At 73.1% G+C, this 26976-nt stretch carries 24 protein-coding genes; 5 read left to right on the top strand and 19 right to left on the bottom strand.

Annotation, left to right across the window (positions count from 1 at the left end; all coding sequences use genetic code 11):
• Window positions 1–31 precede the first annotated feature (31 nt).
• The 5 genes from der to aroH all read right to left on the bottom strand — a co-directional run bounded on the left by der (window position 32) and on the right by aroH (window position 4452).
• Complete coding sequence (der, locus tag A4V12_RS27045) at window positions 32–1480, bottom strand: ribosome biogenesis GTPase Der (RefSeq protein ID WP_064072055.1); 1449 nt, start codon at window positions 1478–1480, stop codon at window positions 32–34.
• Between the two features lie 70 nt (window positions 1481–1550).
• Window positions 1551–2195 carry a lysophospholipid acyltransferase family protein gene (locus A4V12_RS27040; protein WP_064072054.1) on the bottom strand — a complete coding sequence of 215 codons (645 nt, stop codon included), beginning with the start codon at window positions 2193–2195 and terminating at the stop codon, window positions 1551–1553.
• Window positions 2192–2854, bottom strand: a complete 663-nt coding sequence (gene cmk / locus A4V12_RS27035; protein ID WP_064072076.1) for a (d)CMP kinase — start codon at window positions 2852–2854, stop codon at window positions 2192–2194. Before cmk ends, A4V12_RS27040 begins: the two co-directional genes overlap by 4 nt.
• Before the next feature lie 153 nt (window positions 2855–3007).
• Window positions 3008–4093, bottom strand: a complete 1086-nt coding sequence (locus tag A4V12_RS27030; RefSeq protein WP_064072053.1) for a prephenate dehydrogenase — start codon at window positions 4091–4093, stop codon at window positions 3008–3010.
• On the bottom strand, window positions 4090–4452 hold the full coding sequence (aroH, locus tag A4V12_RS27025; protein ID WP_064072052.1) for a chorismate mutase: 363 nt from the start codon (window positions 4450–4452) through the stop codon (window positions 4090–4092). The genes A4V12_RS27030 and aroH overlap by 4 nt, the downstream gene beginning before the upstream one ends.
• A 106-nt stretch (window positions 4453–4558) precedes the next feature.
• On the opposite strand from aroH, the gene A4V12_RS27020 reads away from it, so the two are divergent.
• Genes A4V12_RS27020 through A4V12_RS27010 form a run of 3 tightly spaced genes read left to right on the top strand, consistent with a single transcriptional unit; the run spans window position 4559 to window position 6171 of the window.
• Window positions 4559–4891: a DUF952 domain-containing protein gene (locus A4V12_RS27020; RefSeq protein ID WP_064072051.1), complete on the top strand. Its 333-nt coding sequence runs from the start codon at window positions 4559–4561 to the stop codon at window positions 4889–4891.
• A 52-nt stretch (window positions 4892–4943) separates the two neighbouring features.
• The gene (locus tag A4V12_RS27015; RefSeq protein ID WP_064072050.1) at window positions 4944–5414 is read left to right on the top strand and encodes a Rieske (2Fe-2S) protein; all 471 of its coding nucleotides are present in this window, start codon (window positions 4944–4946) and stop codon (window positions 5412–5414) included.
• Window positions 5415–5424: 10 nt separating this feature from the next.
• The gene (locus A4V12_RS27010) at window positions 5425–6171 is read left to right on the top strand and encodes a nucleotidyltransferase domain-containing protein (RefSeq protein WP_064072049.1); all 747 of its coding nucleotides are present in this window, start codon (window positions 5425–5427) and stop codon (window positions 6169–6171) included.
• On the opposite strand, the gene A4V12_RS27005 is transcribed toward A4V12_RS27010, so the two are convergent.
• The 12 genes from A4V12_RS27005 to A4V12_RS26950 all read right to left on the bottom strand — a co-directional run bounded on the left by A4V12_RS27005 (window position 6097) and on the right by A4V12_RS26950 (window position 19712).
• A complete protein-coding gene (locus A4V12_RS27005; RefSeq protein ID WP_064072048.1) occupies window positions 6097–6858 on the bottom strand; it encodes a nucleotidyltransferase domain-containing protein in 762 nt (253 codons plus the stop codon). The genes A4V12_RS27010 and A4V12_RS27005 overlap by 75 nt on opposite strands.
• Before the next feature lie 4 nt (window positions 6859–6862).
• Window positions 6863–7891, bottom strand: coding sequence for an ADP-ribosylglycohydrolase family protein (locus A4V12_RS27000; RefSeq protein WP_064072047.1), 1029 nt, complete (start codon window positions 7889–7891; stop codon window positions 6863–6865).
• A complete protein-coding gene (locus A4V12_RS26995; protein ID WP_064072046.1) occupies window positions 7888–8637 on the bottom strand; it encodes an NUDIX hydrolase in 750 nt (249 codons plus the stop codon). The genes A4V12_RS27000 and A4V12_RS26995 overlap by 4 nt, the downstream gene beginning before the upstream one ends.
• Before the next feature lie 245 nt (window positions 8638–8882).
• The gene (locus A4V12_RS26990) at window positions 8883–10004 is read right to left on the bottom strand and encodes a pseudouridine synthase (RefSeq protein ID WP_064072045.1); all 1122 of its coding nucleotides are present in this window, start codon (window positions 10002–10004) and stop codon (window positions 8883–8885) included.
• On the bottom strand, window positions 10004–10606 hold the full coding sequence (gene scpB, locus A4V12_RS26985) for an SMC-Scp complex subunit ScpB (RefSeq protein WP_064072044.1): 603 nt from the start codon (window positions 10604–10606) through the stop codon (window positions 10004–10006). The genes A4V12_RS26990 and scpB overlap by 1 nt, the downstream gene beginning before the upstream one ends.
• On the bottom strand, window positions 10606–11775 hold the full coding sequence (locus tag A4V12_RS26980; protein ID WP_064072043.1) for a segregation and condensation protein A: 1170 nt from the start codon (window positions 11773–11775) through the stop codon (window positions 10606–10608). The genes scpB and A4V12_RS26980 overlap by 1 nt, the downstream gene beginning before the upstream one ends.
• Before the next feature lie 51 nt (window positions 11776–11826).
• Window positions 11827–12357, bottom strand: a complete 531-nt coding sequence (locus tag A4V12_RS26975) for a hypothetical protein (protein WP_064072042.1) — start codon at window positions 12355–12357, stop codon at window positions 11827–11829.
• Window positions 12354–13379 (bottom strand): ParA family protein, encoded by a 1026-nt coding sequence (locus A4V12_RS26970; RefSeq protein ID WP_064072041.1) that lies wholly within the window; start codon window positions 13377–13379, stop codon window positions 12354–12356. The genes A4V12_RS26975 and A4V12_RS26970 overlap by 4 nt, the downstream gene beginning before the upstream one ends.
• Window positions 13380–13821: 442 nt before the next feature.
• Window positions 13822–14937 carry an alanine dehydrogenase gene (ald, locus tag A4V12_RS26965; protein WP_064072075.1) on the bottom strand — a complete coding sequence of 372 codons (1116 nt, stop codon included), beginning with the start codon at window positions 14935–14937 and terminating at the stop codon, window positions 13822–13824.
• Between the two features lie 142 nt (window positions 14938–15079).
• Entirely contained in the window at window positions 15080–17137 is a 2058-nt protein-coding gene (locus A4V12_RS26960; RefSeq protein WP_064072040.1) for an AAA family ATPase, read from the bottom strand.
• Window positions 17138–17343: 206 nt separating this feature from the next.
• Window positions 17344–17970, bottom strand: coding sequence for an NUDIX domain-containing protein (locus tag A4V12_RS26955; protein ID WP_064072039.1), 627 nt, complete (start codon window positions 17968–17970; stop codon window positions 17344–17346).
• Window positions 17971–18062: 92 nt separating this feature from the next.
• Complete coding sequence (locus A4V12_RS26950) at window positions 18063–19712, bottom strand: CTP synthase (protein ID WP_064072038.1); 1650 nt, start codon at window positions 19710–19712, stop codon at window positions 18063–18065.
• Between the two features lie 494 nt (window positions 19713–20206).
• Here A4V12_RS26950 and A4V12_RS26945 point away from each other — a divergent pair, with 494 nt between their 5' ends.
• Window positions 20207–22012: a glycoside hydrolase family 15 protein gene (locus tag A4V12_RS26945; RefSeq protein WP_064072037.1), complete on the top strand. Its 1806-nt coding sequence runs from the start codon at window positions 20207–20209 to the stop codon at window positions 22010–22012.
• 16 nt (window positions 22013–22028) lie between these two features.
• On the opposite strand, the gene A4V12_RS26940 is transcribed toward A4V12_RS26945, so the two are convergent.
• Together A4V12_RS26940 and A4V12_RS26935 are read right to left on the bottom strand one after the other, a co-directional pair.
• The gene (locus A4V12_RS26940; protein ID WP_064072036.1) at window positions 22029–23639 is read right to left on the bottom strand and encodes a flavin monoamine oxidase family protein; all 1611 of its coding nucleotides are present in this window, start codon (window positions 23637–23639) and stop codon (window positions 22029–22031) included.
• Between the two features lie 11 nt (window positions 23640–23650).
• Window positions 23651–25162, bottom strand: coding sequence for an APC family permease (locus A4V12_RS26935; RefSeq protein WP_064072035.1), 1512 nt, complete (start codon window positions 25160–25162; stop codon window positions 23651–23653).
• A 159-nt stretch (window positions 25163–25321) separates the two neighbouring features.
• Here A4V12_RS26935 and A4V12_RS26930 point away from each other — a divergent pair, with 159 nt between their 5' ends.
• Complete coding sequence (locus A4V12_RS26930; protein ID WP_064072074.1) at window positions 25322–26974, top strand: PucR family transcriptional regulator; 1653 nt, start codon at window positions 25322–25324, stop codon at window positions 26972–26974.
• Window positions 26975–26976 lie beyond the last annotated feature (2 nt).

The raw sequence follows: 26976 nt of genomic DNA, 5'->3' as shown, positions 1-26976 counted from the left end.
CCCCGCCGTCGTCATGCGCCGCGCGGGCGCGTCACTTCTTGCGGCCGCGCTTCTCGCGCACCCGTACCGAGATGTGGATCGGGGTGCCCTCGAAGCCGAACTCCTCGCGCAGCCGGCGCTCGACGAACCGCCGGTAGCCGTGCTCCAGGAAGCCCGAGGCGAACAGCACGAACCGCGGCGGCTTGGTGCCCGCCTGCGTACCGAACAGGATGCGGGGCTGCTTGCCGCCCCGGATGGGGTGCGGGTGGGCCGCGACCAGCTCGCCGAGGAAGGCGTTCAGCCGCCCGGTGGGGACGCGGGTCTCCCAGCCGGCCAGTGCCGTCTCGATCGCGGGGACGAGCCGGTCCATGTGGCGGCCGGTGAGGGCGGAGACGTTGACGCGCGGGGCCCAGGCCACCTGCTGCATCTCGGTCTCGATCTCGCGCTCCAGGTAGTAGCGGCGCTCCTCGTCGAGCTCGTCCCACTTGTTGTAGGCGATGACGAGGGCGCGACCCGCCTCGACGGCCATGGTGATGATCCGCTGGTCCTGGACGGAGATGGAGTCCGTCGTGTCGATCAGGACGACGGCCACCTCCGCCTTCTCCACGGCGGCGGCGGTGCGCAGCGAGGCGTAGTAGTCCGCGCCCTCCTGGAGGTGCACCTTCTTGCGGATGCCGGCGGTGTCGACGAACTTCCAGGTGGTCCCGCCGAGCTCGATGAGCTCGTCGACCGGGTCGCGGGTGGTACCGGCCATCTCGTTGACGACCACCCGCTCCTCGCCGGCGATCTTGTTGAGCAGGGACGACTTGCCGACGTTCGGGCGCCCGATGAGCGCGATGCGGCGCGGGCCGCCGACGGCGGTGCCGAAGGACTGCTCGGGGGCCTCGGGAAGGGCCTTGAGGACCTCGTCGAGCAGGTCGCCGGTGCCGCGGCCGTGCAGGGCCGAGACGGGGAACGGCTCGCCCAGGCCCAGGGACCAGAGCATGGAGGCGTCGGCCTCGCCGGAGGGGCCGTCGACCTTGTTGGCGGCCAGCACGACGGGCTTGCCGGCGCGGCGCAGCAGCTTGACGACGGCCTCGTCGGTGTCGGTGGCGCCGACGGTGGCGTCCACGACGAAGACGACCGCGTCGGCGGCCTCGATGGCGAACTCGGCCTGGGCGGCGACGGACGCGTCGATGCCGAGGACGTCCTGCTCCCAGCCGCCGGTGTCGACGACCTTGAAGCGGCGGCCGGCCCACTCCGCCTCGTAGGTGACGCGGTCGCGGGTGACGCCGGGCTTGTCCTCGACGACGGCCTCACGCCGGCCGATGATGCGGTTCACCAGGGTCGACTTGCCGACGTTCGGCCGGCCGACGACGGCGAGGACGGGGAGCGGGCCGTGCCCGGCCTCCTCGATGGCGCCTTCGACGTCCTCGACGTCGAAGCCCTCTTCGGCGGCGAGCTCCATGAACTCCGTGTACTCGGTGTCGCCGAGTGCCCCGTGGTCGTGCTGGTCGTTCATGAAGTCCGTTCCTCGTTCATCATCGTCATCGGCGGTATCGAGTGATCCGCTACTCAAGACTCAGTCTCGCTCAGCGCCCGGTGAGGCGCCTGGCGTTTTCCAGGTGGGCGGTGAGCCGTTCCTGGATGCGTACGGTGGCGTCGTCCAGCGCCTGGCGGGTGCGGCGGCCGGAGCCGTCCCCCGCCTGGAAGGCGTCGCCGAAGACGACGTCCACGCCGCTGCGCAGCGGGGGCAGCGCCTTTATCAACCGTCCGCGGCGGTCGGTGCTTCCCAGGACGGCGACCGGGACGATGGGCGCGCCGCTGCGCAGGGCGAAGTACGCGAGGCCGGCGCGGAGCGAGGCGAAGTCGCCGACGCCGCGGGTGCCCTCGGGGAAGATGCCGAGGACGCCGCCGGCCGTCAGTACGTCCAGGGCCCCGGTGATGGCGGTGCGGTCGGGTGTGCCGCGGTCCACCTTGACCTGGCCGATGCCTTCCAGGAACGGGCCCAGAGGCCCCTTGAAGGCCTCTTTTTTGATCAGGAAGTGCACGGGGCGGGGCGCGGTGCCCATCAGCATGGGGCCGTCGAGGTTGTGCGCGTGGTTGACGGCGAGGATCACGGGCCCGGCGGCCGGGACGCGCCAGGCGCCGAGGACGCGCGGATTCCACAGCCCGTACATCAGCCCGATGCCGATGCCGCGGCCGACGGCGGCGCCCTTGGGGGAGGGTGGGGTCACGCGGCGGCCCGCTTCTCCTCGACGAGCGTGACGACGCACTCGATGACCTGCTGGAGGGTGAGGTCGGTGGTGTCGACCTCGACGGCGTCGTCCGCCTTGGCGAGCGGGGACGTCTTGCGGCTGGAGTCGGCCGCGTCGCGCTTGATCAGTGCCTCGCGGGTGGCGTGGACGTCGGCGCCCTTGAGCTCGCCGGAGCGGCGGGCGGCGCGGGCCTCGGGCGAGGCGGTGAGGAAGATCTTGAGGTCGGCGTCGGGGAGGACGGTGGTGCCGATGTCCCGCCCCTCGACGACGATGCCCTGCCCGGCGCTCGCGGCGATGGACCGCTGGAGCTCGGTGATCCGCTCCCGCACCTCGGGGACGGCGCTGACGGCGCTGACCTTGGAGGTGACCTCCTGGGTGCGGATGGGGCCGGCGGCGTCCACGCCGTCGACGGTGATCGTCGGGTGGGACGGGTCGGTCCCGGAGACGATGGTGGGCTTCCCGGCGGCGGAGGCCACGGCGTCGGCGTCGTCGACGTCCACACCGTTGGTGATCATCCACCAGGTGATCGCCCGGTACTGCGCGCCGGTGTCCAGGTAGCTGAGCCCCAGCTTGGCGGCGACCGCCTTGGAGGTGCTCGACTTGCCCGTGCCGGAGGGCCCGTCGATGGCGACGATCACGGATTCCACGGTGTCGGAGACCTTCCTGGTACGCGGGAGCGGGCCGGCCGGTTGGCAAGGGGCCCTGCACAAGGTTACCGACTGCCGCCGCCACCCCTTGCACCCATTCGGGCTACGCCCCTCCCCCGGCCGCCCCGCCGGCCCCGCGCGCCCCTACTGCCGCAGTGCCCAGCCCCGCTCCCGCAGGGCGGCCGCCAGGACCGGGGCGGACGCCGGCTCGACCATCAGTTGGATGAGACCCGCCTGCTGGCCGGTGGCGTGCTCGATGCGGACGTCCTCGATGTTGACGCCCGCGCGGCCGGCGTCGGCGAAGATGCGGGCCAGCTCGCCCGGCTGGTCGCTGAGGAGGACGGCGACCGTCTCGTAGGCGACCGGGCCGCCGCCGTGCTTGCCGGGGACGCGGGCGCGGCCGGCGTTGCCGCGGCGCAGGACGTCCTCGACGCCGGTGGCGCCGTCGCGGCGCTTGTCCTCGTCGGCGGACTGGAGGGACCGCAGCGCCCGGACGGTCTCGCCGAGGTCGGCCGCCACCCCGGCGAGGACGTCCGCGACGGGGCCGGGGTTGGCCGACAGGATCTCGACCCACATGCGCGGGTCGGAGGCGGCGATGCGGGTGACGTCGCGGATGCCCTGTCCGCAGAGCCGTACCGCCGTCTCGTCGGCGTCGGCGAGCCGTGCGGCGACCATCGACGACACCAGCTGCGGGGTGTGCGACACCAGCGCGACGGCCCGGTCGTGCGCGTCCGCGTCCATGACGACCGGGACCGCCCGGCACAGGGCGACCAGCTCCAGGGCGAGGTTCAGCACCTCGGTGTCGGTGTCCCTGGTCGGGGTCAGCACCCACGGGCGGCCCTCGAACAGGTCGGCCGTGGCGGCCAGCGGACCGGACCGCTCCTTGCCGGACATCGGGTGCGTACCGATGTACCCGGACAGGTCGAGGCCCATCGCCTCCAGTTCCCGCTTGGGTCCGCCCTTGACGCTGGCGACGTCGAGGTAGCCGCGGGCGATCCCGCCGCGCATGGCGTCGGCGAGGGTGGCGGCGACGTACGCGGGCGGCACGGCGACGATCGCGAGGTCCACGGGGCCCTCGGGCGGCTCCTCGGTGCCGGCCCCGCGCGCGGCGGCGGTGCGGGCCCGGGAGGGGTCGTGGTCGGCGAGGTGGACGCGGATGCCGCGCGCGGCGAGCGCGAGGGCGGCCGAGGTGCCGATCAGCCCGGTTCCGATGACGACGGCGGTTCTCACTGGGCGATGTCCTTGCGGAGGGCGGCCGCGGCGCCGAGGTAGACGTGCGCGACGGCGGACTTGGGGAGGTCGGTCTCGATGTGGGCGAGCAGGCGTACGACGCGGGGCATCGCGCCGGCGACGTCCAGTTCCTGCGCGCAGATGAGCGGCACGTCCACGATGCCCAGCTCGCGCACCGCCGCGGCGGGGAAGTCGCTGCGCAGGTCGGGCGTGGCGGTGAACCAGACGCTGATCAGGTCGTCGGGGACGAGGCCGTTGCGTTCCAGTACGGCGGTGAGCAGCTCGCCGACCTGGTCCCGCATGTGCCCGGCGTCGTCCCGCTCCAGCTGGACGGCCCCTCGGACCGCTCGTACCGCCACGTCCCGCTCCTTCGCCTGGTGCCGCTGTGCTGTCGTTCAGCCTAGTCAGCCCGGCGGCCGCCGCCCGATCCGTCCGGCATGCAGAACGGCGGGGCAGACTGTGCGCATGCTGCTCCACATCGCACCGGCCGCCGAGTGGGCCGATCCGGAGGTCCCCTACCGCCCGGCCTCGCTGGCCTCCGAGGGGTTCGTGCACTGCTCGCCCGACGAGGAGACGGCGCTGGCCGTCGCCGAGGCCCACTACCGGGGGGTGCCGGGGCCGCTGCTGCTGGTGGACCTCGACGAGACGCTGCTCACGGCGGAGGTCCGCTGGGAGGACGCGGGAGGCCGGCTCTTCCCGCACGTGTACGGTCCGCTCGACCGGGCCGCCGTCACGGGCGTGCGGGAGGTGCGCCGTGATGCGGCCGGCCGCGTCACGGGGCTCGTCCCCTGGGGGTAACCGGCAGCGCGGTGGCTTCGCGCCCGGGGCGTGCGGCGCCAGGATGCCGCGCATGAGCGCACCCCCCACCCCCCGCCGGGCCGTCCTCGTGACCGCCGCCTCCGCCACCGCCGCCCTGGTCGCCGGGTGCGGTGACGACGGCGGCGACACCCCGGCGGCCACCGCCAGCCCGGCACCGACCGCACCGGGGACTCCCCCGGACCCGACGGACTCCGCCTCCGCCTCGGCGCCCGCGGCCGGCGAGCTGGCGCGGACGGCGGACATCCCCTCCGGCGGCGGGAAGATCTTCAAGGAGCGGAAGGTCGTGGTGACGCAGCCGCAGGACGGGGAGTTCAAGGCGTTCTCCGCGGTCTGCACCCACCAGGGGTGCGTCGTCGCCACGGTGGAGGACGGCACGATCAACTGCGCCTGCCACGGCAGCCGCTTCCGTGTCGCGGACGGCTCGGTGGCGCGCGGCCCGGCGACCCGGCCGCTGCCCGCGGAGCAGATCACCGTGACGGGGGACAGCATCCGCCTGGCATAGGGTCTGGCGCATGCCGACCCCTCATGAGCTGGTGCGCGACCACACGATCTACTCCTGTGTCATGGGGTCGCGCGCCTTCGGGCTGGCCACCGACGACAGCGACACCGACCGCCGGGGGGTGTTCCTCGCCCCCACCGCGCTCCAGTGGCGTTTCGACAAGCCGCCCACGCATGTGGAGGGCCCCGCGCAGGAGCAGTTCAGCTGGGAGCTGGAACGGTTCTGCGAGCTGGCCCTGCGGGCCAACCCCAACATCCTGGAGTGCCTGCACTCGCCCCTCGTCGAGCACGTCGACGACACGGGGCGGGAGCTGCTGGCCCTGCGCCGGGCGTTCCTCTCCCGCGAGGCCCACCGGACGTTCGTCCGGTACGCGGCCGGGCAGCGCAAGAAGCTCGACGCCGACGTCCGGCTGCACGGCGCGCCCCGCTGGAAGCACGCCATGCACCTGCTGCGGCTGCTGACGAGCTGCCGCGACCTGCTGCGCACCGGGGAGCTGGTGGTCGGCGTGGGCGACGAGCGCGAGCGGCTCCTGGCGGTCAAGCGGGGCGAGGTGCCCTGGGCGCGGGTCGAGGCGTGGATGGCCCGCCTCGCCGGCGAGGCCGACGCGGCGGTCTCCCGCTCCCCCCTCCCGCCCGGGCCGGACCGGCGGGCGGTGGAGGACTTCCTGTTCCGCACGCGGCGGGCGTCAGCCCTCCAGGCGGACCCGGACGACGAAGTCGTGGAGGGCGTCGTGGGCGGCGGGCGCGGGGGCGTCGGGTAGCGCCGACGCCGCCTGCGCCTCGTCCAGGACGGTGTGCAGCGCCTCGACGTCGGCCCGTACCCGCTCGGCGTCCACGCCGGTGGCGGGTCCGTGCTCGGCGTCGGCCTTGGCGGCGATCAGCTCGGCGACGTACTCGGGCGCCGGCACGGACCCGAGGAGGGTCGGCAGGTGGGCCACCACCTCGCCGGTGCGCATCAGGTGGATGCCGGTGAGGAGCACGCGGAAGGTGTAGAGCAGCGGCTTCAGCTCGCCGCTCTTCTCGAACAGCCGCCACTGGGTGGCGGCGAATCCGCGGTAGTGGTGGGCGTGGTGGGTGGTGAGCACACCGGGCGCGAGGGCGGCCAGCTCGCCGTGCGCGTCGGTGGTGTGGGCGACCAGCGGCGACAGCAGCTGCTCCAGGACGTAGCCGTTGCGCCGCAGCATGAGCCGCACGAACTTGCGCAGGTCGTGCGTGACCAGGTCCATCTCGACGCCGTCCCGCTCCCACATCCGGGACCTGGTCTCCTCGGGCTCGCGCAGCCCGATCAGCGCGTCCACCGGCAGCAGGTGCACCCCGCGGACGTCCACGTCGGAGTCGCGGGACGGGAAGCCGTACAGGTGCGCGCCGGAGACGGTGGCGAACAGCAGCCGGTCGGGCTGTTCGGCGACGACGGAGGCCAGGTCGGGAAGCTCCAGGAGTTCGGTCATGGCCCTAAGCGTCCCAGAGGGCCCCCAGGGTGAGCAGCTCGCTGCCGTACTCGATGCGGTCCGCCCACTCCTTCGGCCACGCCCCGGCACCCAGATGGGCCCCGGCGAAGGCGCCCGCCAGGCAGGCGATGGAGTCGGAGTCGCCCTTGGTGCAGGCGGCGCGGCGGATGGCGGTGACGGGGTCCTCGGGGAAGAGCAGGAAGCAGAGCAGGGCGCCGGTGAGCGCCTCCTCGGCGATCCAGCCGTCGCCCGTGAGCAGGCACGGGTCGGTCTCGGGGTCGGCGGTGCGCAGAGCGGTGTCGAGGGTGGCCAGGGCCTCGGCGCACTCGTCCCAGCCCCGCTGGATGAACGCCTGGGGCGTCGCGTCGTGGGAGTACGTCCACAGGTCGCCGAGCCACTGCTCGTGGTAGCGGGAGCGGTTGTCGTACGCGTACGACCGCAGGCGCCCGACCAGGCCGAGCGGTTCGGCGCCCCGCGACAGCAGGTGCACGGCCTGCGCGGTGAGGTCGGAGGCGGCCAGCGCGGTGGGGTGGCCGTGCGTGAGGGCGGCCTGGAGCTGGGCGGCGCCGGCGCGCTGTTCCTGGCTGAGTCCCGGGACGAGCCCGACGGGGGCGACCCGCATGTTGGCGCCGCAGCCCTTGGAGCCGATCTGGCTGGCCTGCTGCCAGGGCCGGCCGCCGCCGCTGTCGAGCTTCTGGCAGGCGACGAGGCAGGTGCGGCCGGGGGCGCGGTCGTTCTCCGGCGAGTGGTACCAGTCGACGAACTCCTCGCGCAGCGGGCGGGCGAGCCGGAGCGGGGCGAGTGAGCCGCGGGCGAGCGCCGTGCGGACGGCACGGGCGACCGCGAGGGTCATCTGGGTGTCGTCGGTGACGATCGCGGGCCTGGGCAGGGCCATCTCGCGCCACGGGCCGTGCGTGGCGAGGATGGACGGGACGTCCTTGAACTCGGTCGGGAAGCCCAGCGCGTCGCCGAGCGCCAGCCCGACGAGCGACCCGGTGGCCGCCTGCTTGGTGATGGTCCTCGCGGTGATCATTCCTGCCGTCCCTCCGGTCGCAGCAGTGGCGGGTGCAGGGCCGTGGCCTGTCCCGCCCGGTACAGAGCGGCCGGTTTCCCCCGTCCGCCGGTGAGGCGCGGCGGCCCTTCCACGGCCTGGACGAAGCCGGGTGTGGCGAGGACCTTGCGCCGGAAGTTGGGGCGGTCGAGCTCGACGCCCCAGACCGTCTCGTACACCTGCCGCAGCTCGCCGAGGGTGAACTCGGGCGGGCAGAAGGCGGTGGCGAGGCAGGTGTACTCGAGCTTGGCGCCGACGCGCTCGTGGGCGTCGGCGAGGATCGTGTCGTGGTCGAAGGCGAGCGGCCCGTACGAGCCGTACGGCAGCCACTGGGCGTGCTCCGCGTCGCCGCCGCCCCTGGGCTCCGGGAGGTCCGGCACCAGGGCGGTGTACGCGACGGAGACGACCCGCATCCGGGGGTCGCGGTCGGGGTCGCTGTAGGTGCGGAGCTGTTCCAGGTGCAGGCGGGCGACGGTGGTGCCGGACAGGCCGGTCTCCTCGGCGAGTTCGCGGCGGGCGGCCTGCCCGGCGGACTCCCGGGGCAGGACGAAGCCCCCGGGCAGGGCCCACGCTCCCCGGTAGGGCTCCTGTCCCCGCCGGACCAGGAGCACGTGGAGCCGTTCGTCGCGGACGGTGAAGACGGCGAGGTCCACGGTGACGGCGAAGGGCTCGAAGGCGTGCGGGTCGTATCCGTCGGGCCGCCGCGCTCCGGGGCGGGGGGCGGTCATGCCGGCCCTCCCGCGGCGCGGGTCCCCACCGCCCCCGCCGCGCGGGCGTCCGGGCCTGGTCCACCCCCGTGGGTCCAGGTCCGCCGGCCGGGCGCGGCGGAGGCGGTGAAGACGGTTCTGTCGGCGACGTGCACGCCATCCCCCTTTAAGAGTCACCTTGACTATAAAGGCGCCGGGGGGTGCCCCACAAGCGCGAAAGCCCGCAGCCTTCCGCAGGCCGCGGGCTTTCGTACGGGTTCGGACGGTTACAGACCGACTTCCTTCATCAGCATGCCCACCTCGGTGTTTGTCAGGCGGCGCAGCCAGCCGGACTTCTGGTCGCCGAGCTGGATCGGGCCGAACGCGGTCCGCACCAGCTTCTCGACCGGGAACCCGGCCTCGGCGAGCATGCGGCGCACGATGTGCTTGCGGCCCTCGTGGAGCTGCACCTCGACCAGGTAGTTCTTGCCGGTCTGCTCGACCACCCGGAAGTGGTCGGCGCGGGCGTAGCCGTCCTCCAGCTGGATGCCCTCCTTGAGCCGCTTGCCCACCTCGCGCGGGAGCGGGCCGGTGATGGCGGCCAGGTAGGTCTTCTTCACGCCGTACTTGGGGTGCGTGAGGCGGTGGGCCAGCTCACCGTGGTTGGTGAGCAGGATGATGCCCTCGGTCTCGGTGTCGAGACGCCCGACGTGGAAGAGCCGGGTCTCGCGGTTGGTGACGTAGTCGCCCAGGCACTGGCGGCCGTCGGGGTCCTCCATGGTGGAGACGACACCGGCGGGCTTGTTCAGGGCGAAGAAGAGGTACGACTGGGTCGCCACGGTCAGGCCGTCGACCTTGATCTCGTCGTTCTCCGGGTCGACGCGCGTGCCCTGCTCGATGACGATCTTGCCGTTGACCTCGACCCGGCCGGCGTCGATCAGCTCCTCGCACGCCCTGCGCGAGCCCACGCCGGCCCGCGCGAGCACCTTCTGCAGGCGCTCACCCTCCTGGTCGCCGAACGTCTTGGGCGTCTTGATCTCGGGCTTGTTCGCGTACCGCTCGCGGTTGCGCTCCTCGATCCGGGCGTCCAGCTCGCGCGGACGCGCCGGCATCGTGCGGCCGCCACCGCGCTGGGGGGACTGACGGGGGCCGCCCTTGGCGCCGCCCCTGGCCGCCGCGCCACGCCCGCGCTTGGGACCGCCCTCGCCGGGGGCGCCCACGTCGTAGCTGCGCTCCTCGGGGCGGGGGCGGCGCGGGTTGCTCCCGCCCTTGGGGCCCTGGCGGTCGTCGCGGCTGTTACCGGCACCCCGGTAATTGCCGCGGCCGCCGCTGCTGCCGCGGCCGCCGCTGTTGCCACCACGGCTCCCGCCGTTGTTTCCGCTGCTGTTCCTGCCGCTGCTGCTTCGCATCAAAGTTCCGTCTTGTCGTCTGCGTGCTCGGAATCCGGAGCGTCCGGATCGAACGACGGGACCCCTTCCTGCGTCTCGGCCTCGATCGCGTCCGCCTCGGGGAGGAAGGGCGCGAGCTCGGGGAGTTCGTCCAGGCCGCGCAGGCCCATCCGCTCCAGGAAGTAGTTCGTCGTCCTGTACAGGATCGCACCTGTTTCGGGTTCCGCGCCCGCCTCCTCGACAAGACCCCGTTGCAGGAGCGTGCGCATGACGCCGTCGCAGTTCACTCCGCGCACCGCCGAGACCCTCGACCGGCTCACCGGCTGGCGGTACGCGACCACCGCGAGCGTCTCCAGCGCGGCCTGGGTGAGCCGGGCCTGCTGCCCGTCGAGGACGAAGCTCTCGACGGCCGCCGCGTACTCGGGCCGCGTGTAGAACCGCCAGCCGCCGGCCACGAGCCGCAGCTCGAAGCCGCGCCTCTGCACCTCGTACTCGTCGGCCAGCTCGCGCAGCGCGTCGGCGACCTCCCGCCGGGGACGGTCCAGCACCTTGGCGAGGTGCTCCTCGGTGGCCGGCTCGTCCACGACCATGAGGACGGCCTCCAGGGCCGGCTTCAGCTCCATCACGATTCCTCCTGGTCGAACTCGTCCGTCACGGTCACGTCCTGCGCGCCGGTCCACCTCACGGTCAGCTCGTCCAGCGCCTCCTCCTGGTCGAGGGCGACGGCCTTCTCCCGGTACAGCTCCAGCAGGGCCAGGAACCGGGCCACGACGGTGAGCGTGTCCGGGGCGTCCCCGGCCAGCTCCCGGAAGGTCGCCTCACCGCGCTCCCGCAGCCGGGCCACCACCACCGCGGCCTGCTCGCGGACGCTGACCAGCGGGGCGTGGATGTGCTCGACGTACACCTGCGGCTCGGCCCTGGGCCGCATGGCCTTGACGGCCAGCCCGGCGAACCCCTCGGCGCCGATGCTGATGACGACGTCGGGCAGCAGCTCGGCGTGGTGCGGCTCCAGTCCGACGGTGCGGGGGTGGCGCCGCCCCTCGCTCTCCAGCCGCTCGGCGAAGATGTCGGCGACCTGCTTGTACGCGCGGTACTGCAGCAGCCGGGCGAAGAGCAGGTCACGCGCCTCCAGCAGCGCGAGGTCCGCCTCGTCCTCCACCTCGGCGGCGGGCAGCAGCCGGGCCGCCTTGAGGTCGAGCAGCGTGGCGGCGACGACGAGGAACTCGGTGGTCTGGTCGAGGTCCCAGTCCGGCCCCATGGCGCGGATGTGCGCCATGAACTCGTCGGTGACCTTCGACAGGGCGACCTCGGTGACGTCCAGCTTGTGCTTGGAGATCAGCTGGAGCAGCAGGTCGAACGGTCCCTCGAAGTTCGCCAGCCGGACGGTGAACCGCCCGTCGGACCCGGCGGGCGCTCCCCCGGCCCCACCGGCGTCCCGGGCGGTCCCGGCGGTCGCGGCGTCCGCGTCCGCGTCCGCGGCGGTCGCGGCGTCCGCGGGCTCACCGGGCGGGTGCGGCGCCGGGGGTGCTGCGGCGGGCTCCTGCGGTGCCTCAGGCGTGGACGGGGCGGGTGCCGGGGCCTGCGGGGGCTCGTCCGGCGCCGGGGGACCTGCCGGGTACGGCGGGGCGGGTGCCGGGGCCTCGTGGAGCTCCTGGGCCCCGTGAAGCTCCTGGGCCTCCTGGAGCTCCGCGGGCTCCTGGGGCGCCGCGGGGAGGGGTGCCTCCGGCCGGGCGGCCCCCGGGCCACGGCCGAGGGCGCGGCGGCGGGGCGAGGGAGCGTCGGTCGGGGGCATCGTGGTCCTGGGGCGAGACGGGGAACGGGCGGCGGCCCGCGCAGGCTACCGTCAGCGCCCGCGCAGGCGCCGCACGAGGATGCTCGCGTCGCCCCGCGACTCCAGATCGGCCAGCACCACGGCGACCGCCTCGCGGACGATGCGCCCGCGGTCGACGGCGAGGCCGTGCTCGCCGCGCAGGACCAGGCGCGCGTGCTCCAGGTCCATCAGTTCCTCGGCGGAAACGTACACCGTGATCTTCTCGTCGTGCCGCTCGCGCCCGCTGGGGCGCCGGTTCGCCGCGCGGCCCCGGCGCCGGGCCGGCGCGCCGGCCGGAGCACCGGACGCGGTGGCACCGGACGCGGCGGCCTGGGCCGTCTTCGCGGGCGGCTCCGCCTCGCGGCTGCGGGAGTCCGCGGTGTCCGCCTCGGCGGCCGCGTGCTCCTCGGGGGCCTGGGCGGGGGCGGGCACCGCCGCCCCCGGGTCGCTCTCGCCCGCCGGCGCCGGCACCCGCGGCTCGCCGTTCTGGCGGCGCGGGGTCGACGACTGCAGCGCCATGCCCCCTGTCGTACGGAACAGCTCGTCGGCACCGGGCAGACTCACTCGGCGTGACACCGGGCGAGCACCTCCCTGGCGAGCTGGCGGTAGGCGGCCGCACCGACCGAGTTCGAGGCGTACGTGGTGATCGGCTCGCCCGCGACCGTGGTCTCCGGGAAGCGCACGGTCCGGCCGATCACCGTGTGGTACACGTGGTCGTCGAAGGCCTCGACGACACGCGCGAGCACCTCCCGGCTGTGCACCGTGCGCGAGTCGTACATCGTGGCGAGGATGCCGTCGAGCTCCAGCTCCGGGTTGAGCCGCTCCTGGACCTTCTCGATGGTCTCGGTGAGCAGCGCGACACCGCGCAGCGCGAAGAACTCGCACTCCAGCGGCACTATCACCTTGTGGGCCGCCGTCAGCGCGTTCACGGTGAGCAGGCCGAGCGAGGGCTGACAGTCGATCACGATGTAGTCGTAGTCGTTCAGCAGCGGCTTGAGCGCCCGCTGGAGGGTCGACTCGCGCGCGACCTCGCTGACCAACTGCACTTCGGCGGCTGACAAATCGATATTGCTGGGCAGCAGGTCCATGTTGGGCACGGCGGTCTTCAGGAGGACCTCGTCGGCCGACATGCCCCGCTCCATGAGCAGGTTGTAGACGGTGAGGTCGAGCTCCATCGGGTTCACGCCGAGGCCGACCGACAGGGCTCCCTGCGGGTCGAAGTCGACGAGCAGGACCCGGCGTCCGTACTCCGCGAGCGCGGCACCCAGGTTGATGGTCGACGTCGTCTTGCCGACGCCGCCCTTCTGGTTGCACATCGCGATGATCTTCGCGGGACCGTGGTCGGTCAGCGGTCCCGGGATCGGGAAGTACGGCAGGGGCCGTCCGGTGGGGCCGATCCGCTCGCGGCGCTGGCGGGCAGCGTCGGGGGCGAGGGTGGCCGCGTACTCCGGATCGGGCTCGTACTCGGCGTCAGGGTCGTAGAAGTGCCCCTCGGGGACTTCGTCGTAGGCGGCGAAGTGGGTGGACTCTCGGCCACTCTCGTTGCCGGCCATGGCGTTCACGTGTTGGCCGTCCATCATCTTCATCGTGTGGGCTGTCGTCCTGTGCTGCTGGCCGCCCGCGAAGGTTCGGACAGCGACCGAGCCGGCGTCGCCGACCGTTCCCGGCTGACCACCCCCAGGAGTAAATGTCGACTCATTCACAAGTCGTCTTACCTCCTTGGATGTGACCAGGAAACTTATCGATAGGTCAGCGTGGCACCATGCCGACGGTTTGCGACTCTATGGCGTGTCACCGCTCCGCAGCAACACAATCGCCCGGACGCGGGCCGATGTGTCGGCAAAGAAACAGTCCCGTGTCAAGGGCGCACGGCCATCCATCGGCACGTGTTCCGGGTGTGCGAAACGGTTAAAGGGTTACGTTCGAGACGACTTGAGCGAGCGTCAGGGACGGCCGGACACACGTCCGGCCGGACCTCGTCGCGCAAGGTCCGGCCGGATGTGTGAGGTTGACGGCAACCGTTGACGGTCAGCCGATGAGCGAGGTCAGGTCGGTGTGCTCCAGGCCGTGGGCCTCGGCGACCTCCTTGTAGACGACCTTGCCGTCATGGGTGTTGAGGCCCTTGGCGAGCGCGGCGTCGCGGCGCAGCGCCTCGACCCAGCCGTTGTTGGCCAGCGACACGATGTAGGGCAGCGTGGCGTTGGTCAGCGCGTAGGTGGAGGTGTTCGGCACCGCGCCCGGCATGTTGGCGACGCAGTAGAAGACCGAGTTGTGGACGGGGAACGTCGGCTCGGCGTGCGTGGTGGGACGCGAGTCCTCGAAGCAGCCGCCCTGGTCGATCGCGATGTCGACAAGGACACTTCCGGGCTTCATCCGGGAGACCAGCTCGTTGGTGACCAGCTTCGGGGCCTTGGCGCCCGGGATGAGCACCGCGCCGATGACGAGGTCGGCCTCGAGGACGGCCTTCTCCAGCTCGAAGGAGTTGGACATGACGGCCTTGACCTTCGTGCCGAAGATCTTGTCGGCCTCGCGCAGCTTGTTGATGTCCCGGTCGAGCAGGGTCACGTCGAAGCCCATGCCGATGGCGATCTGCGCGGCGTTCCAGCCGGAGACGCCACCGCCGATGACGACGGCCTTGGCCGGGATCACGCCGGGGACGCCGCCGGGCAGGACGCCGCGGCCGCCGGCCGCGCGCATCAGGTGGTAGGCGCCGACCTGCGGGGCCAGCCGGCCCGCGACCTCGGACATCGGGGCGAGCAGCGGCAGCGCGCGGTTGGCGGTCTCGACCGTCTCGTACGCGATGGCGGTGGTGCCGGACTCGATCAGGGCGTCCGTGCACTCGCGGGAGGCGGCGAGGTGCAGGTAGGTGAAGAGGGTCTGGTCCTTGCGGAGGCGGTGGTACTCCTCCGCGATCGGCTCCTTGACCTTGAGCAGCAGGTCCGCGGTGGCCCACACCTCGTCGGCGGTCGGCAGGATCTGCGCGCCCGCCGCCACGTACTCGTCGTCCGTGATCGAGGAGCCGACACCGGCGTGCTGCTCGACGAAGACCTGGTGCCCGTTGCGCACGAGCTCGTGCACACCGGCGGGGGTGATGGCCACCCGGAACTCGTTGTTCTTGACCTCGCGGGGGATGCCGACCTTCACGTCGATCACGGTCCTTGGCTTTGGGGGTACGGGGGCAATGCAATACATACCCGGATGCACAGGACACACCGGGATAGACCGCGGTCAATCGCGGCTCACCCAGTCTATTGAAGGGTCTGCCGTTGTCTAGCCTTGCAAAGCATTAATCTTTGGCTGAAGCGCTGCGGATTTCGCAGGCAGGCTGGGCGGTGGAACGCCCGGTTCCCAGCAGCTGGTCGGCTGCGGCCCGGTGCAGCCGCGCCGCCGCGGGGTCGCCGAGCCGGTCCAGCGTGTCCGCCAGCCGCAGCTGGAGCGCCGCGAGAAGCCGCACGTCCTTGGCCCGGCGGGCCCACTCGACGGCCTCCTCGCAGGTGCGCAGCGACTCCTGCGGCCGTCCCGCGTACTCCTGGACCCGGGCGGCCTCGCTCAACGCCCGCGCGTGGCCCGCGAGATCGCCGAGGCGGCGATATCCGGCCGCGGCGGCCCGCCAGTTCCGCAGCGCCTCGCCGTACCGGCCCTCGTAACTGTGGACGGCACCGAGCCGGCCGTACAGCCGCGCCTGATCGGCCCGCTCGTCGCGGGCGAGACGCTGCGACAGCGCCCGCCCGTACCAGTCGGCGGCCCGCTGCCAGTCCCCCAGCTCCTGGTGGGCACCGCCTACGGATTCCATCGCGCGGCTGATCGCGTACGGATCGTTCGCCAGCCGTCCGGCGTCCAGCGCGGCCCGGTAGCGGACCAGCGCGTCGGCGGTCCGGCCGGTGCGGGCGTCCAGGTCGGCGAGGTTCAGCAGGGCGGCGGCCCGCTCGCGGTGCAGCCCCCGCCGCTCCGCGACGTCCAGGACCAGCTGGTGCAGCCCGTACAGCTCGGGCGCGGCGTTCTCGGCGCCCCGGTGCGCGGCGAGCGCCCGGACGAGGGCGGCGACCAGGCGGCGGGCGAGGGTGTCCAGCTCCCCGTCGGCGACGGCGACCCGGGCGGCGGCCAGCAGCGCGGGCTGCCGGCTGCGCAGCCACGCGGCGGCGGCCTCCGGGCCGGTGAAGCGCAGCGCCCGGGGCAGCCCGGCCAGCTTGCGCCGGGCGGGCGAGCCCTCCGGCTCGGTGACCGCGCGGCAGGAGTGGAGCAGCCGCACGGTGCGCTCCAGCATCCTCGCGCGGGCCAGCTGCACCTCGGCGGGCCGGTCCTCGGTCTCCAGCAGCTCCCGCAGCAGGGGCATCAGGCAGCCGGGCACCTCGTACTGCTCGTCGTCCGCCTCGTGCAGGAAGCCGGCGGCGGCGAAGCCCTCCAGCGCCGAGCGGGCGGCGGAGACCGAGCAGCCGGCCAGCGCGGAGGCGGTGTGGGCGTCGGCGATGCCGACCGGGGCCAGGGCCAGCAGGCGCAGGGTGCGGGCGGCGGAGGCGGGCAGCGCCTCGTACGCCACGCGGAACGCGCGGGCCAGCGGGCGGGCGGCGACCGGGCGCTCGGGCTCGTCGGTCAGGGCGCGCAGCCGCTTGGTCAGGTCGGCGACGGACGCCATGGGCCGGGCGGCGAGCCAGCCGCCGGCCAGCACGAGTGCGGCGGGCTGGCCGCCGCACAGCTCGGTGAGCGTCTCGGCGGCCTGCGGGTCGACGGTGATGCGCACCGAGCCGGTGTAGCCGTCGAGCAGTTCGATGGCGGACTTGGCGTCCAGCCCGCCGACCGTGCACGGCCGTACGCCGGGGATGCCGGTGAGCGGGCCCTGTGCGACGGCCACGACCAGGCAGTCGGGGTTGTCGGGGAGCAGCGCGTCGACCTGCTCGGCGCCCGCGGCGTCGTCCAGCAGGAGCAGGACGCGGCGCTCGGCGCAGGCCTCCCGCAGCAGCTGGGTCAGCTCGTCCTCCGCCGCGCCGGCGGGTGCGGGGACGCCGAGGCGGTCGAGCAGGCCGCGGGCGGCGCGCTCGACCGGCACCGGCTCCCCGCCGGGCTCGGTGAGGCGGGCGCGCAGGACGCCGTCGCGGTAGCCCCGGGCGAGGTCGCCGACGAGTTCCTCGGCGAGCGCGGTGCGGCCGCTGCCGGGCCGCCCGGCGACGAGCAGCACCCGGGCACGGGGGGAGGGCCGCCCGGCCAGGGTGTCGAGCCCGGCGCGGGCGATGTCGGCCCGCAGCTCCTTGAGCTCGCGCGCCCGCCCGTAGAACCGACGGCCCCCGGGCCGCGCACCGGACCGGTCCGCACCGCCCGCGCCGCCGAAGTCCACCGCCTGATCCGTCACGGGCCACGCTCCCGTCCGCTGCGCACGTGCTGATCCCGCCGGGTCCCCAGACGGGCGATCCGAGCGTAGTTCAGCCACCGTGCCCCGCCCGGCCGAGCACGGCGGACGAGTCCCCCGATCGGATCAACCGATCGTCACACCGCCGGGCCGTTCGGATCCCTGTCCGAACGGCCCACCCGGCGCACCCGCCGGGGCCTTCCGCGTCCCTACGCCTCGAACGGGCGGGCCGGCCAGGGCGCCTCGGCCGGCCGGAGGGCGTCGAGGCCGTCGCCCGCCCGCGCGGCGAGGACCGACAGGACACCCACCACCAGGCAGGTGTTGTGCAGCTCGCCCGCCAGGACCCCCCGCGCCAGCTCGTCGAGCGGCACCCGGGCCAGTTCCATGTCGGCCTCCTCCTCGGCGACCTCGAAGCGCTCGCCCTCCGCCGCCGACAGCCCGCGCGCCAGGAAGACCCGTACGGCCTCGTCGCAGCCGCCGGGCGTGGTGTACACGTCCGTGAGGACGTGCCACGTCTCCGCCTTGACGTGCGCCTCCTCGTACAGCTCGCGCACCGCCGCGTTCAGCGGGTTCTCGCCGGGCACGTCCAGCAGGCCGGCCGGGATCTCCCACAGTTTGTGCCGCACCGGGTGGCGGTACTGGCGCAGCACCAGGACCCGGTCCTCGTCGTCGAGGGCCAGGACCGCGACCGAGCCGGGGTGGACCTGGTAGTCGCGGCGCACGACGGTCCCGTCCGGCATGACCACGTCGTCGGTGCGGACACTCGTCTTGTTGCCCCGGAACGGCACGGTGGTCGCGGTGACCTGCCACTCCTCGGGCGTGTCCTTGATGGTCATGAAGACGTCCTCCCTCGTACACCACGTACACAGAAAACCGGGGCACAAGCCCTGATCAGGCCCGTACCCCGGTCAACCGTATCGCTAGCGCGTCACTTGCCCGTCTTGCGCTCCACAGCCGCCTTCACCAGGCCCGCGAAGAGCGGGTGCGGCCGGGTCGGGCGGGAGCGCAGCTCCGGGTGCGCCTGGGTGGCGACCAGGTAGGGGTGCACCTCGCGCGGGTACTCCACGTACTCGACGAGCTTGTTGTCCGGGGAGGTGCCGGAGAAGACGATGCCCGCCTTCTTCTCCAGCTCGGCGCGGTAGGCGTTGTTCACCTCGTAGCGGTGGCGGTGGCGCTCGTCGACGTACGGCTGGTCGCCGTAGACCTCGCGGACGATGGAACCCTCGGCGAGCTTCGCCGGGTACAGGCCCAGGCGCATCGTTCCGCCCAGGTCGCCGGCGCCCTCGACGTACGCCAGCTGCTCCTCCATCGTCGAGATGACGGGGTGGGAGGTGGCCGGGTCGAACTCGGTGGAGTTGGCGTCGGCGATGCCGGCCAGGTTCCGCGCGGCCTCGACCACGATGCACTGGAGGCCAAGGCACAGGCCCAGCAGCGGGATCTTGTTCTCACGGGCGTACTGGATGGCGCCGACCTTGCCGTTGACGCCGCGCTCGCCGAAGCCGCCGGGGATGACGATCGCGTCGACGTCGCCGAGCTGCTTGGCCGCGCCCGCCTGCGTCTTGCAGTCGTCGGAGGTGACCCACTTGACCTTGACTCGGGCCTTGTTGGCGAAGCCGCCGGCGCGCATGGCCTCGGTCACCGACAGGTAGGCGTCGGGCAGGTCGATGTACTTGCCGACGAGGGCGACCGTGACCTCGTGGTCGGGGTTGTGGACGCGGTCCAGCAGGTCGTCCCACGTCGTCCAGTCGACGTCGCGGAAGGGCAGGTCCAGCTTGCGCACCACGTACGCGTCCAGGCCCTCGGTGTGCAGCACCTTGGGGATGTCGTAGATCGACTTGGCGTCGATGGCCGCGACCACGGCCGCCTCGTCGACGTCGCACATCAGCGAGATCTTGCGCTTGATCGCGGTCGGTACGTCGCGGTCGGCGCGCAGCACGATGGCGTCGGGCTGGATGCCGATGTTCCGCAGGGCGGCGACCGAGTGCTGGGTCGGCTTGGTCTTCAGCTCGCCGGACGGGCCGATGTAGGGCAGCAGCGAGATGTGCACGACGAAGACGTTGTCGCGGCCGACCTCGTGGCGGACCTGGCGGACGGTCTCCAGGAACGGCAGCGACTCGATGTCGCCGACCGTACCGCCGACCTCCGTGATGACCACGTCGACGTCGTCGGCCGCCATGCGCCGGATGCGGTGCTTGATCTCGTTGGTGATGTGCGGGATGACCTGGACGGTGTCGCCGAGGTACTCGCCGCGCCGCTCCTTGGCGATGACCTGGCTGTAGACCTGGCCCGTGGTGACGTTGGCCGAGCCGTCGAGGTCGACGTCGAGGAACCGCTCGTAGTGGCCGATGTCCAGGTCGGTCTCGGCGCCGTCGTTGGTGACGAACACCTCACCGTGCTGGAACGGGTTCATGGTGCCCGGGTCGACGTTGAGGTACGGGTCGAGCTTCTGCATCGTGACCCGAAGGCCCCGGGCCTTGAGGAGCGCACCCAGGCTGGAGGCGGTCAGGCCCTTGCCGAGGGAGGACGCGACACCCCCGGTGACGAAGATGTGCTTGGTCGTCGTGGATTTGGGCGGCATGGCCAAGAGGGGGCTCCCGTGGTCGCGTTCTGGAGGTGCGTTCCGGCGTCCGTCCGGAGGGTTCCGGGGGTGCCGTCGCTGCGGTTCGGGGGCCGCCGATTCGAGGTGCGGCGCCCACCGGTCCACGGGCTACCAGGGTATCAGCGACCCGGGGCCGCCGCTTCCGGCCGCACACGCTCCCGGCCGTGGCGCGCCCCGCCGCCCGGCGGGTGCACGGAGCGCGCACGCGCGGACACCCCGGGCACACGCATGGGCCGGGGGTTTCGGGTGAGGAGAGGAGGGTCACTCGTTCTGCTCAACAGCTCTACCAGGACGATCACACGGAGGGCCGGGGGGCGTCGTATCCTGCTCGGACATCCGCTGCCGAGCCGGGCCCCCACAACGGCACCACCCCCGCCCGAAAAACGGGAACATCCGCTCGTCGGCGATCCTTGACCTTGACCCCAGTAAGCGCCCCACGGGGGCGAACGTTGCCGTTCGACTGGAGATTGCACGTGGCCGGGCGCATCGAGGACTACGCACTCATCGGAGACATGCAGACCGCCGCCCTGGTCTGCCGGGACGGCACGGCCGACTGGCTGTGCCTGCCCCGCTTCGATTCGCACGCCGTCTTCGCAGGACTCCTCGGGACCGAGGAACACGGTTTCTGGCGGATCGGGCCGGCGCACGCCGACGAGGCCGAGCCGCCCGTGGCCGACCGGCGCCGGTACGTCGGTGACTCGCTGATCCTGGAATCGGAGTGGGACACGCCCGGCCGGGGCACGGTGCGCGTGACCGACTTCATGCCGCCGCGTGACGGCGCCCCGCAGCTGGTGCGGATCGTGGAGGGCGTCAAGGGCCGGGTGCGGATGCGGTCCGCGCTGCGGATGCGGTTCTCCTACGGCCGCGTGGTGCCCTGGGTGCACCAGGTCGACGGCCGGACCGTCGCGGTGGCCGGCCCGGACTCCATCTGGCTGGACACCGAGGTCGAGACGCACGGCGAGGACCTGACGACGTACTCGGACTTCACCGTCAAGGAGGGCGACCGGGTCGCCTTCACCATCAGCTGGCAGCCCTCGCACCACGCGCCGCCGCCGCTGGCGGACCCGCTGGGCGCCCTGGAGGCCACCTCCGAGTTCTGGCGCGAGTGGGTCGAGCACTGCACCTACCGGGGCCCGTACCGGGAGGCCGTGGTCCGCTCCCTGATCACGCTGAAGGCGCTGACGTACGCCCCCACGGGCGGCATCGTCGCCGCGCCCACCACCTCCCTGCCCGAGGACATCGGCGGCGTGCGGAACTGGGACTACCGCTACACCTGGCTGCGCGACGCGGCGATCACCCTCTCCTCGCTGCTGCGCACCGGCTACCGCGAGGAGGCCCGCGCCTGGCGCGAGTGGCTGCTGCGCGCGGTCGCCGGCGACCCGGAGAACCTCCAGATCATGTACGGCATCGCCGGTGAGCGGGAGCTCGGCGAGGCCGAGCTGGACTGGCTGCCGGGGTACGAGAACTCCGCCCCGGTCCGGGTCGGCAACGGCGCCGCCAACCAGCTCCAGCTGGACGTGTACGGCGAGGTCACCGAGGCCCTGCACCTGGCGCACATGACGGGGCTGTCCCGCAACGACTACGCCTCGCTGCTCCAGCTGAAGCTGATCCGGTACCTGGAGGACCACTGGGACCAGCCCGACGAGGGCATCTGGGAGGTGCGCGGCCCGCGCCGCCACTTCGTGCACTCCAAGGTGATGGCCTGGGTCGCGGTGGACCGCACGATCAAGCTGATCGAGTCCGGGGACGCGGACGGCCCGCTGGACAAGTGGACCGAGCTGCGCGACACCATCCACCGGGACGTGTGCGAGAAGGGCTACGACCCGGAGCGCAACACCTTCACGCAGTCGTACGGCTCCAAGGAACTGGACGCCTCGCTGCTGCTGATCCCGCAGGTGGGCTTCCTGCCGCCGGACGACAAGCGGGTCATCGGCACCATCGAGGCGATCCAGCGGGAGCTGTCCACGGAGGACGGCTTCATCCTCCGCTACCCCACCGAGGGCGCGGACGAGGGCGTGGACGGCCTGCCCGGTGACGAGGGCGCGTTCCTGGCCTGTTCGTTCTGGATGGCGGACGACCTGGCGATGATCGGCCGGGTCGACGAGGCGCGCAAGCTCTTCGAGAAGCTGCTGGGGCTCCGCAACGACCTGGGGCTGCTGGCGGAGGAGTGGGATCCGCGCCTGCAGCGCCAGGTCGGCAACTTCCCGCAGGCGTTCAGCCACGTGCCGCTGATCGACACGGCACTGCGGCTGACCGCCTCGGGCGCGTACGGCGGCTGAGCGCCGTTCCGGCCGGCTAACAGGCGGCGATCACCTCCCGGGCGGCGCGCTCCCCTTCGGTCGCGCCGCCCTCCATGAAGCCCTGGAAGTCGTAGGAGCAGTGCTCGCCGCCGATGTGGACGTTGCCCTGGGCGGTGCCCTCGTAGCCGGCGTACCGGTGCAGGTAGCCGACCGGCCACATCGAGTACGCGCCGAGCGTGTGCGGGTCGAGGTGCCAGGCGGACAGCTGGGCGCGGCCGGTGAACGCCCGGGAGGTGCCGGGGAAGAACGCGTCGACGCCGCGCAGCCGGCGGGCGGCGAGGTCGCGGACGTACGGGTCGGACTCGGTGGCGAACGGCCCGGCGGGGGCGAGGTTCCTGGCGAGGGTGCCGCCGTTGTACTGGATGAGGATGCCGCCGGTGCCCGGCTGGATCTTGGTGGTGTCCCAGGTCTGCTGGACGTCGGTGTCGGTGAAGCAGTCGCCGGCCGAGACGCCCGGCCAGGGGCCGGTGCCGCGCCAGGGGCGGGTGCCGCACTGCAGGTTGAGCTTGGTGCAGTGACCCATGCGCGCGTCGCGCAGCAGGTTCCTCATGAGCGGGTCGAAGCCCGCCCGGCCGAGGTCGAGCCGCTGGAGGACGGGCAGCGGGACGCACAGCACGGTGTGGTCGGCGGTGACCGTGCGGGTGGAGCCGCCCTCGGTGAAGGTGAGCGTCTGGGTGCCGTCGGCGTTCGCGCGCAGCGCGGTGAGGGACCAGCCCATGCGGAGCGTGCCGGGGGGCAGTGACCCGGCGATGGCGTTCGGCAGTTGATCGTTGCCGCCGGTGATGTGGTAGCGCTCGTTGGACTGGCCCCAGACGTTGAAGTGGCCCGGATTGGTCTGGTAGCCCATCAGCAGGACCAGGGCGAGCGACGACTGCTCGGTGGTGTCGGCCCCGTACTCGACGTTGTACGCGACGTCGATGAACTGCCCGAGGGGTGAGGAGTGTCCGCCGGGGACCCGGCTCTCGATCCACTCGTATATCGACATGGTGTCCAGGGCGGTGCCGTGGGGCGTGCTCTGGTTCCACTTCACCTCGCCGGCTTCCTGAAGGTCCCGGTGGAGCTGCTGGAAGACGGCCTTGAAGTCCTCGTCGGCCTGGTGGCGCGGGTAGTAGGTGCCGCCGAACCAGAGGACCTCCTCGGCGCCGGTGGGGCCGCCGCCGAGGAAGTCCTCGACGGGCAGGCCGAAGCGGCGGCACAGTTCCAGGATCTTCTTGTGGCTGGTGTCGATCAGCTCACCGCCGATCTCGGAGGTCTGTCCGTACGCCCAGTGGTCGCGCTGCGTCCACATCCGGCCGCCGACCCGGGTCGGGTTCGCCTCGTACAGGGTGCAGTTCAGGCCCGCGTCCTTCAGGGTGAGGGCGGCGGTCAGGCCGGCGATCCCGGCGCCGACGACGGCGACGCGCGGGGCGGTCGCGGCGTGCGCCTTCGCCGGGCGGGCCGCCACCGCCGTGCCGGCTCCGGCGGCGAGACCGAGGGCGGCGGCGCGGCGGAGCAGGTCGCGGCGGGTGGATTCCCGGACGGCGGCGACGGGCATGCCGAGCCGGTCGGCGGCGGCGCGGTGGGCGGCGATGTCGCGCAGGGCGCGCATCAGGGGCGTACGGGGCATGGGTCTGCTCCTCACACGGTCGCGGGCTGGTGGTCTTCGTCTGCGCGCTCGGCCGCGTCCTCGAGGACGATCCGGCCGATGATCTCGTACCGTTCGGGCCGCCGGGCCTTCAGGTAGAGGCCCAGGCCCAGACCCCCGAGGAAGACGGCTCCGACGATCCACGGGATGAGGGCGAAGAAGAGGGAGTCGGCGGCGAGGCCCGCGGCGGTCTCCATGTTGAGCACCAGCAGGACGACGACGGCGGTCATGCCGATCCCGCCGAGCAGGGGTGCGGTGAGGGTGCGGAACCAGTGCCGGTCCTCGGGGTGGTTCCTGCGGAAGTAGCCGATGACGGCGAACGAGCAGAGCGTCTGGACGATGAGGATCGCCATCGTGCCGAGGATCGCCAGCAGCGTGTAGAGGTGGATGTACGGGTCCTGGCCGGTGAGCCAGAAGGCGCCGACGAGGGCGACGGCGATGGCGCTCTGCACGTAGGAGGCGATGTACGGCGAGCCGTGCCGGGTGTGCGTCCGGCCGAGCGCCGGGTGCAGGAAGCCCTCCCGGCCGATGGCGTACAGGTAGCGGGAGGCGCACTGGTGGAAGGCCATGCCGCAGGCGAAGGAGCCGGTGAGCAGCAGCCACTGGAAGGCGTCGACGGCCCAGGCGCCGAGGTACGTCCGGGTCGGGTCGAAGAACAGGTCGAGCGGGCTCGCGGAGGCGGAGACCTCCACGGCGCCGTCGAGGCCGTTGCCGGCGATGGTCATCCACGAGACGTAGATGTAGAAGAGGCCGACCCCCACGACGGAGACGAGCGTGGCGCGCGGGATGACGCGCTTGGGGTCGCGCGACTCCTCGCCGTACATCGCGGTCGACTCGAAGCCCACCCAGGACCAGAAGGCGAAGAACAGGCCCAGCCCCGCGGAGGCGCCCGTGAAGGCGTTGGCGGGGTTGACCGGTTCGAGCGGTATGCCGTCCGGGCCGCCGCCGTTCAGCAGCACGGCCGTGGCGACGGCGAACAGCACGGCGACCTCGGCGACGAGCATCACGCCGAGCGCCTTGGCGGTGAGGTTGATGTCGAAGTGCGCGAGGACGGCGGTGACGGCCAGCATGGCGGCCGCGTACACGATCCACGGCAGGTCCACGCCCAGCTGGTCGGCGACGGTCGTCCGCGTGAAATAGGCGAAGACACCGACGATGGACGCCTCGAACACGATGTAGGCGAGGACCGCCAGCATGCCGGAGGCCATGCCCGCGATGCGGCCGAGGCCATGGGAGATGTAGCCGTAGAAGGCGCCGGCCGCGGTGATGCGTTTCGCCATGGCGACGTAGCCGACGGAGAAGACGGTGAGGACGAGCGTCGCGAAGAGGTAGCCGGCCGGGGCGCCGGTGCCGTTGCCGAAGCCGACGGCGATGGGGAGGTTGCCGGTCATCGCGGTGATCGGCGCGGCGGTGGCGACGGCCATGAAGACGACGCCGACGAGCCCGACGGAGTTCGCCTTGAGCCGCTGCACCGGCCGGCCTGCGGGAGTGGGATTCTCTGCCATGGCGGGACACCATCCTCCGGTGTGACGTACGCCACAATCGACAGGCGGTCGCACAAATGGCCCGTGCGCGCGACGAGTTGTCGCCCGGTGCCGGTGTCGTCATCGTCCGGTGATGTCCCGGGAACACGGACGCGGGTACCGTCCGGCCGTATGACCTCCATGAACGAGCAGGGCGGTATCACCGTGCAGCGGGCGCTGGAGCTGCCCGGTCTGCGCGGGGGTCTCCCGGAAGTGGTCGCCGGGGCGGACCGGCTGCACCGGACGGTGCGCTGGGTGCACGCCGGTGAGGTGCCGAACATCGCCTCGCTGCTGAAGGGCGGCGAGCTGCTGCTCACGACCGGACTGGGGCTCGGTACGCGCCCGGCCGAGCAGCGGGCGTTCGTGCGGCGGCTCGCGGAGCGCGGGATCGCGGCGCTCGTCGTGGAGCTGGGACCGAGGTTCTCCCGGCTGCCCGCGACGATCGTGGAGACGGCGCGGGCGGCCGGCCTGCCGCTGGTCCAGCTGCACCGCGAGGTGCCGTTCGTGTCGGTGACCGAGGAGGTCCACACCGAGATCGTCAACGGGCACTACGCGCTGCTGCGGCAGGCCGAGGACGTGCACCGCCGGTGCACGGAGGCGGTCCTGGGGGGCGGCGGGGTGCCGCAGGTGCTGGGCATCCTCGCCGGTTTCGCCGCCAACCCGGTGTTCCTGGAGACCGCGGACGGCCGGCTGCTGTACGCCGCGGGCGGCGGCGACGGACCCGACCCGCTCCAGGTGTGGGAGGGGCTGCGCGGCCAGCGGGAGTCGCGGGAGGCGGGGCCTCCGGCGGGCGCGGTGCTGGTGGACGTGCCGGGCGGCGGACCGGGCGCGGACGCGGTGCGCGCCCGGCTCGTCCTGCTGGCGGTGTCCGGGGGGCTGCTGCCGGTGCACCGGATGGCTGCGGAGCGGGCGGCGGGCATCCTCGCGGTGGTGCTGATGCAGGCGCGCCAGGAGGAGGAGCTGGCGGCGCGCGGCCGGGGCGACTTCCTCACCGACCTCGCGGAGGGCCGCGTACCGCCGGACGACGCGCCCGCGCAGGCCCGGGTGCTGGGCTTCAGGCCGGGCGACGGCCCGCTGCTGCCGGTGGTGATGCGGCTCGGCTCGGACGTGCTGCCGTCGGGGAACTGGTCGCTGCTGGCCCGGGCCGTGCTGGAGGAGCTGTCGGCGGTGGGCGTGCCGGTCCTGCTGGGCGTGCGCCCCGTCGAGGGCCGGGTGCCGCTGCTGCTGGGCCTGCGTACCGAGTCGGAGCGGACGGCGGTGGCCGACCGGGTGGCGGCGGCGCTCCGGGCGGGTGTGGCGCGGGCGGGCCTGGTGGGCGCCCCGGCCGGCGGCTGGAGCCCATCGGGCGGGCACCCGCCGGTCGTCGTCGTGGGTGTCGCGGGCAACTGGGCGGCGGCGTCCGCGGGGCTGCGGCACGCGGCGGAGGCGGCGGCCGCGGCGCGGGGGCTGCCGGACCGGCCGTGGTACGACGCGCGGCGGCTGGACATCGACCTGCTGCTGTGGCGGCTGCGCCACCATGGCGAGGGCGCGGCCCTGACCGCGTTCGTGGACCGGGCGATCGGTCCGCTGCAGGAGCACGACCGGACGTCGCGCCCCGCGCTGCTGCCGACGCTGGAGACGTATCTGGCGCACGCGGGCCGCAAGGCGGAGACGGCACGCGAGATGCACCTCAACCGCCAGACCCTCTACAACCGCCTGGCCCGCATAGGGGAGCTGCTGGGCACGGACCTCGACGACCCGCAGACCGTCCTCGCGCTGTCCCTGGCCCTGCGGGCCCGCCGCCACGCCCCCTGACC

Origin of the sequence: Streptomyces noursei (genome assembly GCF_001646665.1) — a bacterium.
GTDB classification, from domain to species: domain Bacteria; phylum Actinomycetota; class Actinomycetes; order Streptomycetales; family Streptomycetaceae; genus Streptomyces; species Streptomyces lavendulocolor.
The sequence above is the reverse complement of the archived record's forward strand: the minus strand, read 5'-3'. Positions and strand labels throughout refer to the sequence as shown.